The organism is Mariniluteicoccus flavus, from assembly GCF_054776655.1.
On sequence record NZ_BAAHBN010000017.1, the window covers coordinates 1 to 14,945 of the forward strand.

Genomic DNA, 14,945 nt, shown 5'->3' on the forward strand with positions numbered 1-14,945 from the left:
CCGGGGCGGGGTTGTTCCACGGTGAGGTTCCCGTGGGTGTTCGCACGGTGGACCCGGCGGGACAGGGGTCCGAGGTTGCCGGTGTCGGTGGTGCCGCCCTGGGAGCGGGGGATGGTGTGGTCGTGGTCGATCAGCCGGGACCGGGCTTTGCGGTTGGAGAAGGGGAACATTTCGCGTTGGTCGCGTTCGTCGACGATCCACCGGATCAGGGGGGAGGGGGTGTAGATGTCGGTGGAGCGGGGTTCGTGGAGGTCGATCACGGGTCGGATGGTGATGTTGGTGCAGCCTGCGAGGATCTCGGTGAGGTGGGCTTGGGTGACGGGTCCGAAGCCGTCGAGGACGCCGCCGAGGCCTTGGTGGAGTTCGCGTTCGCGGACCCGGATGATCAGCTCGGCGCCGTGGCGGCAGGGATTGGGCAGGCCCGCGGCGCCCGGGGTAGGGCAGCACGGCTGGGCGGCGGGCTCGTTCTCGGGGTCGGCGTTCTCGTCGGTGTGGGGGAGGTGGTCGAGGGGGAGGGCGTGGTCGAGGAGGTGGTGGGCGCGGTGGGGGTGGGCGAGGAGTCCGAGGGCTTCGGAGCGGAGTTCGGCGTGGGTGCCTTGCATGCCGCCGGTTTTCAGCGCTGCGGCGCCGCGGTCGAGGGTGGTGTTGAGGTGGACGGCGGCGGTGGCGTCGAGGGTGCCTTCGAGCCAGGCGAGTCCGTCGGTGCGGCCGTCGGCGCTGATGGTGATGGTGCGGTTGCGGCGGGCGCGTTCGCGTCGGTCGTCGGCGTTGGTGTCGAGGAGGGTGAGGAGGCGTTCGGTTTCGGCGAGGAGTTGGGCGGGGGTGGCGCCGGTGATCCGTCGGGCGAGGAGGGTGTCGAGGTGGCGGGCGTCGGGCTGGGTGAGTCCTGCGGTGAGGGCGGCGATTTTGCGGGCGACCCAGGCGCGGACGGTGCCGGTGAGGGCGTGTTCCCAGAGGATGGGGTGGCGGTGGCGGAGGTTGAGGACGTCGCCGATCAGTCGCCAGGCGGCGTCGGGGGAGATCTGGAGGGCGGGGCCGAGTTCGATCGACAGGAATTCGGCGACTTGGGGGGTGCCGTCGGCGCCGGCGTCGAGGAGTTGTTCGCCGAACAGGAGGGAGGGTGGGAGGTCGCCTTCGGCGCGGGGGTCGGTCGCGGGGGAGGAGGTGAGGGCCCAGGCGTCGCACATGAGGGCGACGAGGGCGAGTTGTCGGCTTTCGGCGGCGATCTGGGTGGCGAGGTTCTCGCGGACGGCGGTGACCAACTCACGTTGGGTCGGTGCGGGTGGGGTGGTGGTCATGGGTGCCTCCTCTCATCATCCAGTATAGTTCATGTGTTCGAATAAAAGAAGGGTGTTCGAGGAAGGATTTCGCCGCCGTGGGCTCCTCGTCTCGCTGCGCTCGCTCGGAGATCGTTGGGGCTTCGACTCGTTCCTCGCTCAGTCGGCGTGGGGCTTCGACTCGTTCCTCGCTCAGCCGGCGTGGGGCTTCGACTCGTTCCTCGCTCAGCCAGCGTCTGCCCGCCGCGCCTGAACCTGTGGGTCCGTACCGTTTCTCCATGATGAGTCGGCGCGGCGTACTGCTGGCCTCTGCGGCGATCGCAGGCCTTGCGGCCTGCACCAAGGCCCCGGTCCCACGGCTGCCCGAGCGGCGAACGCCCGCCGATCCGCCGTCCCCGGCGGGGCCGTCGGCCTTCGAGGAACCAGGCTCGGTCGGTCGGGCCATGGAAGCCGTCCACGCGCGAGCAGGCGGCGGGGACCGGTTCGGTTTCACCGTGGGTCACGACGAGCTGAAAGTCACCTGTGCCGACAAGGTGATCAGGTGGTCCCCCAGTGAGATGCGTGTCGATCCCGGTGCCAGGCCGCCGGGTCTGCCGATCGACGTGGACGCGTGGCCGCTGACGTCGTGGCCCGAGCTGAAACCCCGCTTGACCCTGGTGCTCAACGGAGCGGACGGCGCCACCTGGCTCGAGGTGGCCAACAGGTCATCGTGGGGCCTGCCGCTGGGTCGCGTACGGATCCTGACCCACCACGGCCCCACGTGGGGGGTCCAGGTCGATGCGGCACTGCGGCCCATCCCCAAGCTCGATTTCGGTCGCGCCGAAGACGTGGACCGCGCCCGGCGCGAGCTTGCCGAGCTGGCAGGAGTGGCCCACGTGAGCCAATATCTGGTCCACTCCAGCAACCTTGTCGTCGTGGCACCCTGGTCGCCCCGGTTCGGCACGGGGCCGACGAACGATCGCGTGTCCGTGCATCGAGGTGCGGACAGTCGGGACTCCTATGTCCTTGTGGACGACCATGAACCGGCGCCCGAGCCTCCGCATCTCTTTCCCCTGACTGCTGTGGACCAGAACATCATCGTCAGAGGCCGTGAAGAGATGGGGGCAGCCAGTGACAACTGGCGAGGAATCGTCCAGCGACGCAACGGTGCCCTCGTCTATCGCGTCGAGGTGAGTGGCCAGGCGCGGGAGTTCGACGAACGCGGTAACAGGATCTGATTGCGCTGATCGGTGTCGATACACTGCACGCACCGATCAGGAGGTGGCAGGTGCCCGGAATCGTTGTGGGTCACGACGGCTCGAAGTTCGCCCAACTCGCCCTCGAGGAGGCCGCCGGGCTGGCGGTCGTCCTCGGTGAGCCCCTGCTCGTCGTGCAGGCGTTCCGACTGCGCGCCAGCGACTGGCCCGACGACCTCCGCTTCGGCCAGGTCCCCACCGGAGACGAGCTCGAGGCCCACACCCGGAAGACGCTGGAGAAGCGACTCGAGCCCATCCGTGATAAGCATCCGGACCTGGCGATCGAGCTGAAGGTCGTCGAGGGAAAGCCTGCGCGCGCACTCATCGACGCCTCCGACGGGGCGAGGCTGCTGGTGGTGGCGAACCGCGGGCTCGGTGCGTTCGACCGCTTCCTGCTCGGCTCCGTGTCGGCGCAGGTCGTGCAGCACGCCCGGTGCGACGTCCTGGTGAACCGGGCCGGCTGACGGTGCGGTTCGCCTTCGAGGGCCAGGTCCACGTCTACGACATCGCCCTGCGTACGCGGTTCCGGCGCATCGATCGCCGCCAGGGACTGCTGTTCCGCGGCGACGCCGGATGGGGTGAGTGGAGCCCGTTCCTCGACTACCACGGCGACGAGATCGTGCCGTGGCTCGCGGCCGCGAGAGAGGCCGCCCACCTCGGATTCCCTTCCCCCGTACGCGATGCCGTGCCCGTGAACTGCACGATCCCCGCAGTGGCGGCCGAGCGCGCCCACGCCATGGCCGCCGCGTCCGGCTGCCGCACCGCCAAGATCAAGGTGGCCGAACCCGGCCAGACGCTCGCCGACGACCTCGCGCGCGTGGAGGCGGTGGCCGACGCGCTCGGGCCCGGCGGCCGCGTACGCGTGGATGCCAACGGGGGTTGGGATCTGGGCGAGGCCGAGCGTGCGTTGACGGCGCTCGCGAGGTTCGACCTCGAGTATGCCGAGCAGCCCGTCATGGCCGTCGAGGACCTCGCGACCCTCCGGAGAACCCTTGTCCGCAAGGGCATCGCGGTGCCACTGGCCGCCGACGAGTCCATTCGCCGTTCGGGCGACCCCGAGCGCGTACGCGACCTCGAGGCCGCCGACGTCGCCGTGCTGAAGGTGCAGCCGCTGGGCGGCGTACGCAGGTGCCTGGAGCTGGCCGCCGACCTGCGCATGCCGGTCGTCGTGTCGAGCGCCCTCGAGACGTCCGTCGGGCTGGCCGCGGGCGTCGCGCTCGCGGCTGCGCTGCCGGAGCTGCCGTACGCGTGCGGCCTGAACACCCGGGCGCTGCTGGCCGACGACGTCGTCGCCGACTCGCTGATCGCCGTCGACGGCGCCATCCCGGTGCGGCCCGTCGACGTCGACCTCGAAGCGCTCGACCAAGTGACCGCCGACGAAGCGACCGCCGCGGCCTGGCGTGCGCGGCTGGACGAGACCGCCCACCGGCTCGAGGTCATCGCATGAGCTCGGCCACCTGTGCGCTGACCATCGTGGAAACCCTGCGGGAGCTCGGGATCCGCCATGCCGTGCTCTGCCCCGGAAGCCGCTCCGCCCCACTCGCCATCGCTCTGGCGGAGGCCGCGCGCGAGGGCGCCATCGACCTCCACGTGCGCATCGACGAGCGCGCGGCGGGCTTCCTCGCCCTCGGTCTGGCCCAGTCACTTCCCACGGACGACGACGAACGCGCCGTGGTCCCGATCATCACCACCTCCGGAACCGCCGTAGGCAACCTCGTGCCGGCGGTGATGGAGGCCTCCCACGCCGGCATTCCGCTGATGGTCGTCAGCGCCGACCGCCCCTCGTCGATGGTCCACACCGGGGCGAACCAGACCACCGACCAGACGCGGATCTTCGGTGACTTCGTCCGCGCCGACGCGCGGATCTCCAGTCAGGAAGGCGATCCGGCGACGTGGTCGTTCCAGGTGTCACGCCTGGCCGCCCTGGCCACGGGCACCCTCACCCGCGATCCCGGACCCGTCCACCTGAACGCGGCGTTCGCCGAACCGCTGCTGCCGCAGGGTCGGGCGCAGGCGACCGGCGGAGCTGCCGCACACGTGCACCCGACGTTGGCCGCCGACGATGCCTATGTGCTCCACGACGACGCACCCACCGTCGTGCTGGTCGGCGCCGCCACGCCCCAGGTCGGCCGAAGGGCGCGCCGGTTCGCGGAGGACGCGCGCCTGCCGCTGCTCGCCGAGCCCACGTCGAACGCCCGCTCCGGGGAGGCGATCCGCACCTATCGCCTGCTGCTCGAATCGTCGCTGGGCAAGGAGATCCGGCGCGTCGTCGTCTTCGGCCACCCCACGCTGTCCCGCCCGGTGTCGCGCCTGCTGGCCCGCACCGACGTGCAACTGGTCATCGTCGCCGACTCGCCGCGCTGGGGTGCGCCACGAGGACGCGCCGTCGTGGTGCCGGGCGTCACCCATGGTCCGGCCGACCCGACCTGGCGCGACCGCTGGCGGAGCGACGACGCCGCGGTCTCGGCCCGGGTCGACACTCTGGTCCAGGACGGACCCCTGACCGGCCAGGCCGTCGCCGCAGCCGTCGTCGCCTCCCTCGGCGGGGGTGTGCTCGTCGCCGGCTCATCCAACCCCATCAGGGATCTCGACCTCGCCCCCGTCCCCGAGCGAGGGGCCACCGCGTACGCCAACCGCGGCCTCGCCGGCATCGACGGCACCATTGCCACCGCGCAGGGCATCGCGTTCGCCACGGGCTCCCCGACGACGGCGCTGATGGGCGACCTCACGTTCCTCCACGACGTCGGCGGACTGCTGATCGGGCCGCTCGAACGCCGCCCCGACCTCCGCATCGTGGTCGCCAACGACGACGGCGGCTCGATCTTCCACACGCTCGAACAGGGTGGACCCGACCACGAGCGCTCCTTCGAGCGGGTGTTCGGCACGCCGACGGGCGTCGCGGTGGAGCCGCTCGCCCGGGCGTACGGGTGGGCGTACGCGCGGGCTGGCTCCCTCACCGAGCTGGAATCGCTGCTGAGCAAGCCGATCCGCGGGACCGAGGTGATCGAGGTGCCCCTCTCCCGCGACGGACGGCGCGTCCTCGACGAGCGCCTCCGAGCACTCAGCGACGCCGTCGGCCAGCCCGAATAGGGGTCGGTCAGCCAGCGTGGGCGTGGGTGGCTTCGACTCGCTGGCGCTCGCTCAGCCAGCGTGGGCGTGGGTGGCTTCGACTCGCTGGCGCTCGCTCAGCCGGCGTGGGCGTGGGTGGCTTCGACTCGCTGGCGCTCGCTCAGCCAGCGTGGGCTCTCGCTCGCTCAGCCAACCTGCCTATTCCGCCGGCGTCTCCTGTGACCGCAGCCATTCCCGCAGCCGCCACGTCGCCCGCACGTCGTCCTCGTTGTAGTCCAGCACGCGCTGGCGCGCTGCGGCCCGCGCCTGCGGATCGGCCGCGTGGCAGGCCTCCTCGAACCACGCCTGCGAGTTCAGCCCGCCCGGCTCGTCGTCGCGCCACTCGAAGCCGGCGCCCAGCGTGGCCACGACCTTGAGCCCCAGTCCGCGCGCGCCGAACCAGTGGTCCTTCATGACGAGGAACAGGTCGACGAATTCCTTGCGGGCATGGTCGATCGCCCACGCGAGGGTGGGGTCGTCGTGGGCCTGCGCCAACTGCCCCAGCCGGACGGTCTCATAGCTCGAGTAGTGATAGACCCGAACGCTCGCCGGGCCCTCCACCAGGCCCCGCAGCCACGCCATCGCGCGGGCCGCCAGGGCCCCCTCCTCGGCGCGGCCGAGGTCGTGCCACGCGCTGAACTCGTGGTAGGTCGGCGGGTCGTCGGTGCGGGTGTCATTGACGAGGAATCCCCACAGATACACGCGTTCGTCGCTCGCGGTCTCGATGTCGAGGTCGATCTCGAGGTCGGCGCCGGGCACGTCGATGGGTCCGGTGGAGATGCGCTCGAGGTCGACCTGGTCGACCATCAGCCGGGCCCGGTGGGCGGCGGTCTCGAGCCGCTGCTCGGCGCGGTCGCGGTGGCGCACCTCAGGCAGATAACGCTCCTTGAGTGTCGCCAGGTCGACGCCGGCCAGGTCGGTGATGGTGCGTACGCCGAGCGCCCGCAGCGCCTGGATCTCGCGCACGTCGAGGGGCGCCTTGTCGATGCGTACGGACAGGTCGTCCTCGCCGAGCTGGGGACGGCAGACCTCCCACCAGTCGCACGAGTCGCACTCCCGGTTGCGGATGGGCTGCACCAGCGGGGCGTCGCCCGACAGGGCGTTCTCGGCGACCTGAACGCGGAACCCGTGCTCGTGGTCATAGCGCTCGAGCACGGAACGCAGCGTCCAGCCGGTCTCGCTGGACCGCGAGAACGTGCGCACCATGGGGACCTCGAGCTCGACCCACGAGACGATGTGGTGGTCGTCGTGGGGCAGCCGGTCGGTGCCGATGAGGGCACCGCGCGCGGCCCCCGCCGCCGCGTGACCCGCGGCCTCGAGCAGCCGCCAGTAGTGGCCCAGCTGGAGCAGGTCGCCGTCGCGACCGGTGCGGATCGTGCGGTGCTCGACCTCGAACGACACCCCGTGGCGCGGATCGGCCAGCGTGGAGGTCTCCACGATCCACGTCGACTCACGCCCCGACTGCTTCTTCTCGGTGGTCAGGCGGCGCTTCACCAGCACGGGGTGATAGCCCGGCCGGCCGGCCGGGGTGTCGTCCCCGCGCACCCAGATCGTCGCACGCCCCGACCGGTGTCCGACGAGGTCGCGGGGGAGCAGACCGGACACGATGACGGGATCGCCCGCAGCCATGGTCTCCCGGCACGCGGATTCCTGCTCCGCCCACGGGGCGTCGCGCAGCGACCTCAGGTCGGTCACGGGCAGCCGGCACTCCGCTAGCAGCGCGGCGAGCACCAGGTCGGTGTACGACAGCCCGCCGTCGAATCCCTCGCGGAGCCCCTCGTCACCCGTCGCCTTGGGGATGTCCTCGCTCGGGCGCGGGACCTCGACCCCCGGTGCGTACCGGTTCCAGGTCTTCACCGCACACGTGCGCGCGGCATACGCGTCGAGGACGACCGGGCGGTCGACCTCGGCGGTCACCGGGCGCGCGGGCGGGGTCATCTCAGGCGACCGCCCGGTGGAGCGCGACGATGCCGGCCGAGAGGTTGCGCCACTCGACGCCGCGCCAGCCGGCCTCGACCATGAGGCCGGCCAGCGTGGGCTGGTCGTGCCAGGTGCGGATGGAGTCGGCGAGATAGATGTACGCCGACGGGTTCGACGCCGCCGCCCGCGCGAGCGCGGGGATGGCGGCGAGGATGACGTTCTTGTAGACCGGCGCCGACAGCGGGATCACGGGCGTCGAGAACTCGTTGATCACGATGCGGCCGCCGGGCCGCGTCACGCGGCGGATCTCGGCCAGGGCCTCGACCGTGTGCTCGAAGTTGCGCAGCCCGTAGGAGATGGTCACCGCGTCGAACGCGTCGTCGGCGAACGGCAGGTTCAGCGCGTCGGCCTGGACGAACGGCAGGTGGGGGAGCCGTTCCTTGCCGACCCGCAGCATGCCCATCGACAGGTCGCACGGCACCGCCAGCGCGCCCGCGTCGGCGAACGGCTGGGTCGAGACGCCGGTGCCGGCCGCGAGGTCGAGCACCTTCTCGCCGCGATTAGCGTCGACCGCGTGGACGGTGGCACGCCGCCACGCGAGGTGGAGCCCGCCGGTCATCAGGCCGTTCATCAGGTCGTAGCGGCGGGCGACCCCGTCGAACATCTCGGCGACATCGGCGCGGCGCTTGGCGAGGGTGGCACGGTAATCGGACTTCGGCACGAGTTCACCCTAGGGCACGGCCCGATCTGCAGAGCCTGTGCTGAGCGAGGCCGCCCGCGGTCGAGACGAAGTGCTCGCTCGGAGAACGGGGGGCGGCGAGCGAGGGGCCGCGTACGCGTTTGGTCACGGTTGCCCCGGCGCGCGACAATCGAGCCCATGGCCAAGGGCAACCCCATTCTCACCGTGCGCGGACTCAGGCGAGCGTTCGGACCGACCACCATCTTCGAGGGGTTCGACCTCGACGTCCGCGCGGGCGAGGCGGTGGTGCTGACCGGACGCAACGGTGCGGGCAAGTCGACGCTCCTGCGGTGTCTGGTGGGCGCCGACAGGCCCGACGAGGGGTCGATCACCGTCGAGGGCGAGAAGATGTCGGAGACCTCGAAGAAGATCCGCCAGGACGTGGCGACTGTCATCGACGACCTCGACTTCTTCCCCGACCTGTCGGTCGTCGAACACCTCGACCTGCTGGCCCGCGCGCACGGCCTGACCGACCCCGACGCGATGGTCGACGCCATCCTCGAGGAGGTACAGCTCGTCGCCCAGTCGGGCCAGCTGCCCGGCACCCTGTCGTCGGGCCAGCGCCGCCGCCTCGCGCTCGCGACCGCGTTCGTCCGCCCCCGCAAGCTCCTGATCCTCGACGAGCCCGAGCAGCGCCTCGACGTCGAGGGCGTGCGCTGGCTGGCGGAGCGCCTGAACGCCGAGCTCAAGGAGGGCCTCGCGATCGTCTTCGCCTCCCACGAGCCCTACCTCGTCGAGAACGTCGCCACCCGCGTCGTACGCCTGGGCCCGGCCGCCGCGGCCGACGAGAACCGGGTCGAGCTGGCGTACGGGGACGCACCCGCGACGGCGGGCGCGACCGCCGCCACGCCCCCGACCACCCCCGAGCCCCAGCCCGCCGCCCAGCCCGCCAAGCCCAAGCCGCGCCCCTCCCACGGGAAGAGGAAGCGATGACCTCGCCCCGCGTCGCGCCCCGCCCCGTCGCCACCGAGGTGGCCGACGAGCGCGAGCTGCGCCTGCTGATGAAGGACTGGCGCACCGGCCGCGCCACCCGCACGCTGTGGGAGGCGATCCAGGACGCGTACGTCATCATCCTGTCGGTCGCGGTCCTCGGTTCGATGCTGGTCATGCTCGTGGTGAAGGCCCAGGTCGATGCCGCCGCCTGCACCACGCAGGCCTGCACGGCGGCCCGCTCGCTCCTGCCGTACGCGACGCTGGCCGCGTCCGTCGCCGTCGCCGTCGCCGCGGCCCGGCTGTTCGGGCCGGTGCTGGCGTCGGCCGCCGAGGGGTTCTGGCTGCTCGACGCGCCGATCGACCGCTCGCGCCTGCTCAGGGGCCGCCTCACGCTGGCGGTCGGCCTCGCGGTCGTCGTCGGCGGCGTCGCGACCGCCCTCATCGCCGTGCTGACCGGCTCGCCCGTCACGCTCGCCGCCGCCTGGGGTGCCGCCGGCGCGCTCGCCTCGGGCGCCGTCGTCGCCCTCGCCGCCGCCGAGCAGACCGCCGAGCGCACCTGGGCGACCCGCGTACTCGTGTATGTCTTCGCCGCCGCAGCCCTCGCCGCGCTGCTCGCCGTCGTCGGCATCGCCGCCGACTGGTTCGCGCCCCAGATCCCGCAGGGCCTCGAACTCGCGATCGCCGCCGGCATCGCCGCGGTGTCCGGCGTCATCCTCGTCGTCTCGCTCGTGCTCGCCCGCGCCCGGCTGAACCGGATCCGGCGTACGCGCCTGGTGTCGGGCGGCTCGCTCGTCTCCGGCATGGCCGGCGCCATGTATGCCCTCGACCTCGGCCTCGCCCGCGACATCGTCGTCGAGCGCCAGGCCGTCGAGCGCGGCCACGTGCGCAGTGCTCGCGGCCACGGCGTCGGCCTGCAGGCCCTGGTGCGCCGCGACCTGAGCCGGCTGCTGCGTACGCCGCAGGTGTTCCTGGCGGTCATCGCGTCGGTCGTCGTCCCGTACGCCTGCGTCGCGCTCGGCTTCGGCCAGTTCACGCCCGCGGTGGCGGCGCTGGCCCTGTTCGGCGCCCTCGTGCCGCTGCTCGGCAGCCTGCGCGTGCTGACGCGTACGGTCGGTCTCGCGCGCTGCCTGCCGTTCGAGCAGTCGCAGATCCGCAACGCGGCCATCACCGTCGCCTCGGTGACGGCCGCGGTCTGGGGCCTGCTCGTGATCCCGGCGTTCATGTCGGTCGCGAAGACCCCGATCGACGCGATCCCGTATGCGCTGATCACCGCCGCCGCAGGCCTGCTCGGCGCGGTGCGGTGGACGGTCGCGAAGCCGGTCGACTACGGCGCGCCGATGCTCGCGACACAGGCGGGCGCGCTGCCGCCCGGCCTGATCGGCAACATGGTGCGCGGCTTCGACATGGTCGTGCTGGTCACCGCGCCGATCGTGTTCGCCCTCCCGTGGCCGATCTCGGTGCTCATCGCCGGCATCTGCTATTGGTTCGCCATGGGCAACTTCGACCTCGAGAAGCTGCAGGAGCAGCAGGCGGAGCAGAAGAAGATGCTCGAGGAGGAGCGCAAGAAGCGCGAGGGGCAGAAGAAGAAGGGCTGAGGCGTACACGCTTCGACTCCTGCGTCGCTCAGCGAGCGTGCCTGCGTACGCGCTTCGACTCCTTCGTCGCTCAGCGAGCGTGCCTGCGTACGCGCTTCGACTCCTTCGTCGCTCAGCGAGCGTGCCTGCGTACACGCTTCGACTCCTGCGTCGCTCAGCGAGCGTGCCTGCTTACGCGCTTCGACTCCTTCGTCGCTCAGCGAGCGTGCCTGCGTACGCGCTTCGACTCCTTCGTCGCTCAGCGAGCGTGGGATTTCCTGCCGCGCGACCGCCGCAGTGGAACAATGTCCCCCATGGACACCAAGCTGCTGGAGACCTTCGTGGCTGTCGTGCACACCGGCAGCATTTCCGCGGCGGCGCGCCGGCTCGGCCTGAGCCAGCCCACGGTCAGCCAGCAGGTCAAGTCGCTCGAGCGCACGCTCGACACGCCGCTGTTCAGCCGCGAGGGCGGCCGCGTTGAGCTGACGGCCGCCGGACGCGCCCTGCAGGGGTACGCCGACACGACCCTCTCGTCGTGGCGCTTCGTCGTCGACCAGGTGCGCGAGGCTGCGGGCCGCGACGACCTCGTCGACCTGTCGATCGCGTCGTTCCCGTCGGCGAACGCGGCGCTGCTCCCGGGCGCGCTGGCCTCGCTGGTCGCCAGCGACGCCAGCCTGCGCGTCAAGGTGCTCGACGCCGAGCCGCCCGCGTCGTGGGACCTGCTCAACACCGGCCAGGTGGAGGCGCTCGTGACGTTCTCCTATCCCGGTGAGGCGCCCGGCCGCGGGCTCGTGGAGCTGCCGGTGCTCGAGGAGGAGTTCGTCCTGCTCGTCCCCGCCGAGAACCCACTGTCGCGCGTCGAGGAGGCACCGCTCGAGTCCGCCGCCGACGGCACCTGGATCGGCGGTTGCCCCAAGTGCCGCCAGGAGCTCGTCACCGAGTGCCGCGCGCGCGGCTTCACCCCTGACATCCTCGTCTCGACCGACGACCCGGCCATGACGGGCGTGCTCGTCAGCCGCGGCATCGGCGTCGCCATGCGCCCGCTGCTCAACGCGCTCGGCGGGCTCGCCCAAGGAGTCGCGGTCACCGGCATCGTGGACGGGCTGCGGCGTCAGGTGTCCCTGGTCGTCCCCGAGCACGACGCCGACAAGCCCTCGATCCTCGCCCTCCACGGCGCCCTGATCGCCTCGGCGCACGACCTGATGAAGCGGGCCCCCGAGGACCTGCGCGGTCGCCTGCGGGTCGCGTGCGACCAGTGCGAGCTGGGCCTGCCGATCAGCCACCACGCGTCGTAGGCTCGCCCCGAGGTCGGGCTTCGCCCTCCCGAAAACGAACGTACGCCGGGCTCAGCCCTCCAGCGCGTCCCGCATCGGCACGAGCTTCGCGTTCGACTCGGCCAGCTCGGCCACCGGATCGGAGTCGGCGACGATGCCGCAGCCGGCGAACAGGCGCGCCTGGCGCCCCTCGATCCGCCCGCAGCGCAGCGCGATCGCCCACTCGCCGTCGCCGTGGGAGTCGACCCAGCCGACGGGGCCCGCGTACCGTCCGCGGTCCAGTTGCTCGATCTCGCGGATCAGCTCGCGCGCCGTCGACGTCGGCGTCCCGCAGACCGCCGCCGACGGGTGCAGCGACGCGGCCAGCGTCAGCGCCGAGACGCCCTCGCGGACGACCGCGGTCACGTCGGTCGCGAGGTGGAACACGTTCGGCAGTTCGAGCACATAGGGCGCGTCGGGCACGTTCATGCCGGTGCAGTGCGGGGCGAGGGCGTGGGCGACCGACGCCACCGCGTACTCGTGCTCGGCGAGGTCCTTGCTCGACCGCGACAGGCCGGCGGCCAGGGCCAGGTCGGAACTCTCATCGGCGGCGGTGCGCTGGATGGTCCCGGCGAGTACGCGGGACGTCGCCAGCCCGTTCTCGCGCCGCACGAGCATCTCGGGTGACGCGCCGGCAAGGCCGTCGACGAGGAAGGTCCAGCAGCGCTCATAGGTCCCGGCCAGCTGGGCCACGACCCAGCGCGGGTCGATGTCGTCGGGCGCCGTGGCGAGGAGGTCGCGCGCCAGCACGACCTTGCCGAGGTCGCCGTCGCGGATCCGGCGTACGGCCTCGCTGACCACGCCCTCCCAGGCCGGTCCGGACATCGCGCCGTCGGCGTACGCGAGGGGGCCGGGCCGCACCGGTGCCTCGCGCTCGGAGGGCGGCTCGGGGGCGAAGTCGCGCTCCCAGCCCACGCGGGTGACCCAGCAGCGGCCGTCGCGGCGACCCACGACGACCTTCGGCACGATCAGCACCGAACCCTGCGCCGAGTTGTCGGCGTCGAAGGTGAACGAGCCGAAGGCCAGGGGCCCGGTGCCGGGCACGCCCGGGAACTCCGACTCGTGCTCGATCGAGGCGGCGGTCTCGGCCCACCAGGCGTCGGCGTCGGTGAGGCAGGTGAACTCCTCGCGGAGGACCTCGCCGGCGGCGACCATGCCGTCGCCGCGGCGCAGCCACACCACGTCGAGATGGCCGGGGAACAGGGTGGTCAGGTCGCCGGGATCGTCGATGCCGATCGTGCGGGCCATGAGGGGGCCGGGGCGCTGGGTCACCCGGGCATCCTACGGGTCGGGCCCCTCGTCTCGCTGGGGCTCGGGGGAAGAAGGCGACCCCATTTAAGCAAGCCGTACCTGCCTTAATAACCCCGTGACTTCCCTTGTGTGTAAGGCCAATCACAAAACCGACCACTTGGGTGCACCGGTTGGGTCGACGGCGAACTTTGGTCCTAGACTGCCAGCGATAGTGACCGTTTTCACGAGCGCCACAGGAGAGACATGTCCCTCACCCCGGACGGGGCCACGCCCCGCCACGCCGCCGACGACCACACGCCCGTGGCCTCCGGCGGACCTCTGGACGGGCAGGGCGACGTCACCTCGGCCGACGTCATCGTCGTCGGGGCGGGCCCGGCCGGTTCGGCCACCGCGACCCACCTCGCGCGCCGCGGCCTGCAGGTCGCGCTGCTCGAGAAGAGCGAGTTCCCCCGCGAGAAGGTCTGCGGCGACGGCCTCACCCCGCGCGCCACGCGCCAGCTGATCCGGCTCGGCATCGACACGTCCGAGTCCAACGGCTGGCTCCACAACAAGGGCCTCCGCGTGTACGCGGGCCGCGACGAGCCGTTCGTCTTCGACTGGCCCGAGCTCGACGACTTCCCCAACTACGGACTCGTGCGCCCCCGCGCCGACTTCGACGACCTCCTGGCCCGCAACGCGGTCGCCTCGGGCGCCACGCTGTTCCAGAACACCAACGTCACCGCCCCGATCCTCGACGACTCGGGCCGCATCGTCGGCGTCCGCTCCAAGGACGGCCGCGAGTTCCGCGCCCCCGCCGTCGTGGCCTGCGACGGCAACTCCGCGCGCCTGCCCATCGCGATGGGCATCCAGAAGCGCGACGACCGCCCCATGGGTGTCGCCGTCCGCGCCTACTACGAGAGCCCGCGCCACGACGACGACTACATGGAGTCGTGGCTCGAGCTGTGGGACGGCAAGCCCAACGAGTCCAACCTCCTGCCCGGCTACGGCTGGGTGTTCGGCATGGGCGACGGCACCTCCAACATCGGCCTCGGCATCCTCAACACCTCCGACGCGTTCGGCAAGACCGACTACAAGGAGCTCATGAAGCGCTGGCTGGACAACACGCCGGCCGAGTGGGGCTTCCGCGAGGAGAACCGCACCTGCGAGATCCGCGGCGCCGCGCTGCCCATGGGCTTCAATCGCGTCCCCCACTACAGCCGCGGCCTCGTGCTCGTCGGCGACTCGGGCGGCATGGTCAACCCGTTCAACGGCGAGGGCATCGCATACGCGATGGAGGCCGGCGAGTACGCGGCCGACGCCATCGCCGAGGCCCACTACCGCGGCGTCGGGACGACCCAGGCCGAGCGCGCGCTGCAGGCGTACCCCAAGCGGCTGCAGGCCGAGCTGGGCGGCTACTACCGCCTCGGCGGCGTGTTCGTGAAGCTCATCGGCAATCCCGAGATCATGAAGCTGTGCACGAAATACGGCCTCCCGCGCCGCACCCTGATGCGCTTCACCCTCAAGCTGCTGGCCAACCTGACCGACAGCAACGACGGCGATGCGATGGACAAGCTGATCAACTCACTGACGCGCCTGGCGCCGTCGGCCTGAGCGAA

11 protein-coding genes and 1 pseudogene are annotated in these 14,945 nt (G+C 71.7%); 8 read left to right on the forward strand and 4 right to left on the reverse strand.

Annotated features, from left to right (window positions below):
- Positions 1–1,298: HNH endonuclease signature motif containing protein (locus ACYVAG_RS16920; protein ID WP_460771622.1), on the reverse strand; the 1,298-nt coding region annotated here is incomplete at its 3' end.
- 257 nt (positions 1,299–1,555) lie between these two features.
- Here ACYVAG_RS16920 and ACYVAG_RS16925 point away from each other — a divergent pair.
- The 4 genes from ACYVAG_RS16925 to menD are packed head-to-tail and all read left to right on the forward strand — an operon-like array spanning position 1,556 to position 5,602.
- Positions 1,556–2,494, forward strand: a complete 939-nt coding sequence (locus tag ACYVAG_RS16925; protein WP_460771623.1) for a hypothetical protein — start codon at positions 1,556–1,558, stop codon at positions 2,492–2,494.
- A gap of 50 nt (positions 2,495–2,544) precedes the next feature.
- Positions 2,545–2,976, forward strand: coding sequence for a universal stress protein (locus ACYVAG_RS16930; protein WP_460771625.1), 432 nt, complete (start codon positions 2,545–2,547; stop codon positions 2,974–2,976).
- Complete coding sequence (locus tag ACYVAG_RS16935) at positions 2,946–3,959, forward strand: o-succinylbenzoate synthase (RefSeq protein WP_460771627.1); 1,014 nt, start codon at positions 2,946–2,948, stop codon at positions 3,957–3,959. Before ACYVAG_RS16930 ends, ACYVAG_RS16935 begins: the two co-directional genes overlap by 31 nt.
- Positions 3,956–5,602, forward strand: a complete 1,647-nt coding sequence (gene menD / locus ACYVAG_RS16940) for a 2-succinyl-5-enolpyruvyl-6-hydroxy-3-cyclohexene-1-carboxylic-acid synthase (RefSeq protein WP_460771629.1) — start codon at positions 3,956–3,958, stop codon at positions 5,600–5,602. The genes ACYVAG_RS16935 and menD overlap by 4 nt, the downstream gene beginning before the upstream one ends.
- Before the next feature lie 177 nt (positions 5,603–5,779).
- On the opposite strand, the gene ACYVAG_RS16945 is transcribed toward menD, so the two are convergent.
- Together ACYVAG_RS16945 and ACYVAG_RS16950 are read right to left on the reverse strand one after the other, a co-directional pair.
- Complete coding sequence (locus ACYVAG_RS16945; RefSeq protein ID WP_460771630.1) at positions 5,780–7,558, reverse strand: TM0106 family RecB-like putative nuclease; 1,779 nt, start codon at positions 7,556–7,558, stop codon at positions 5,780–5,782.
- A gap of 1 nt (position 7,559) precedes the next feature.
- Positions 7,560–8,261: a demethylmenaquinone methyltransferase gene (locus tag ACYVAG_RS16950; protein WP_460771632.1), complete on the reverse strand. Its 702-nt coding sequence runs from the start codon at positions 8,259–8,261 to the stop codon at positions 7,560–7,562.
- 156 nt (positions 8,262–8,417) lie between these two features.
- On the opposite strand from ACYVAG_RS16950, the pseudogene ccmA reads away from it, so the two are divergent.
- The 3 genes and pseudogenes from ccmA to ACYVAG_RS16965 all read left to right on the forward strand — a co-directional run.
- Positions 8,418–9,047, forward strand: a pseudogene (gene ccmA / locus ACYVAG_RS16955) (heme ABC exporter ATP-binding protein CcmA); the annotation flags it as partial.
- A 161-nt stretch (positions 9,048–9,208) separates the two neighbouring features.
- On the forward strand, positions 9,209–10,807 hold the full coding sequence (locus tag ACYVAG_RS16960; protein ID WP_460771633.1) for a DUF6297 family protein: 1,599 nt from the start codon (positions 9,209–9,211) through the stop codon (positions 10,805–10,807).
- A 293-nt stretch (positions 10,808–11,100) separates the two neighbouring features.
- Positions 11,101–12,081: a LysR family transcriptional regulator gene (locus ACYVAG_RS16965; protein WP_460771635.1), complete on the forward strand. Its 981-nt coding sequence runs from the start codon at positions 11,101–11,103 to the stop codon at positions 12,079–12,081.
- A 51-nt stretch (positions 12,082–12,132) separates the two neighbouring features.
- On the opposite strand, the gene ACYVAG_RS16970 is transcribed toward ACYVAG_RS16965, so the two are convergent.
- A complete protein-coding gene (locus ACYVAG_RS16970; protein WP_460771637.1) occupies positions 12,133–13,371 on the reverse strand; it encodes an isochorismate synthase in 1,239 nt (412 codons plus the stop codon).
- 222 nt (positions 13,372–13,593) lie between these two features.
- Here ACYVAG_RS16970 and ACYVAG_RS16975 point away from each other — a divergent pair, with 222 nt between their 5' ends.
- Positions 13,594–14,940, forward strand: coding sequence for a geranylgeranyl reductase family protein (locus ACYVAG_RS16975; protein WP_460771638.1), 1,347 nt, complete (start codon positions 13,594–13,596; stop codon positions 14,938–14,940).
- Positions 14,941–14,945 lie beyond the last annotated feature (5 nt).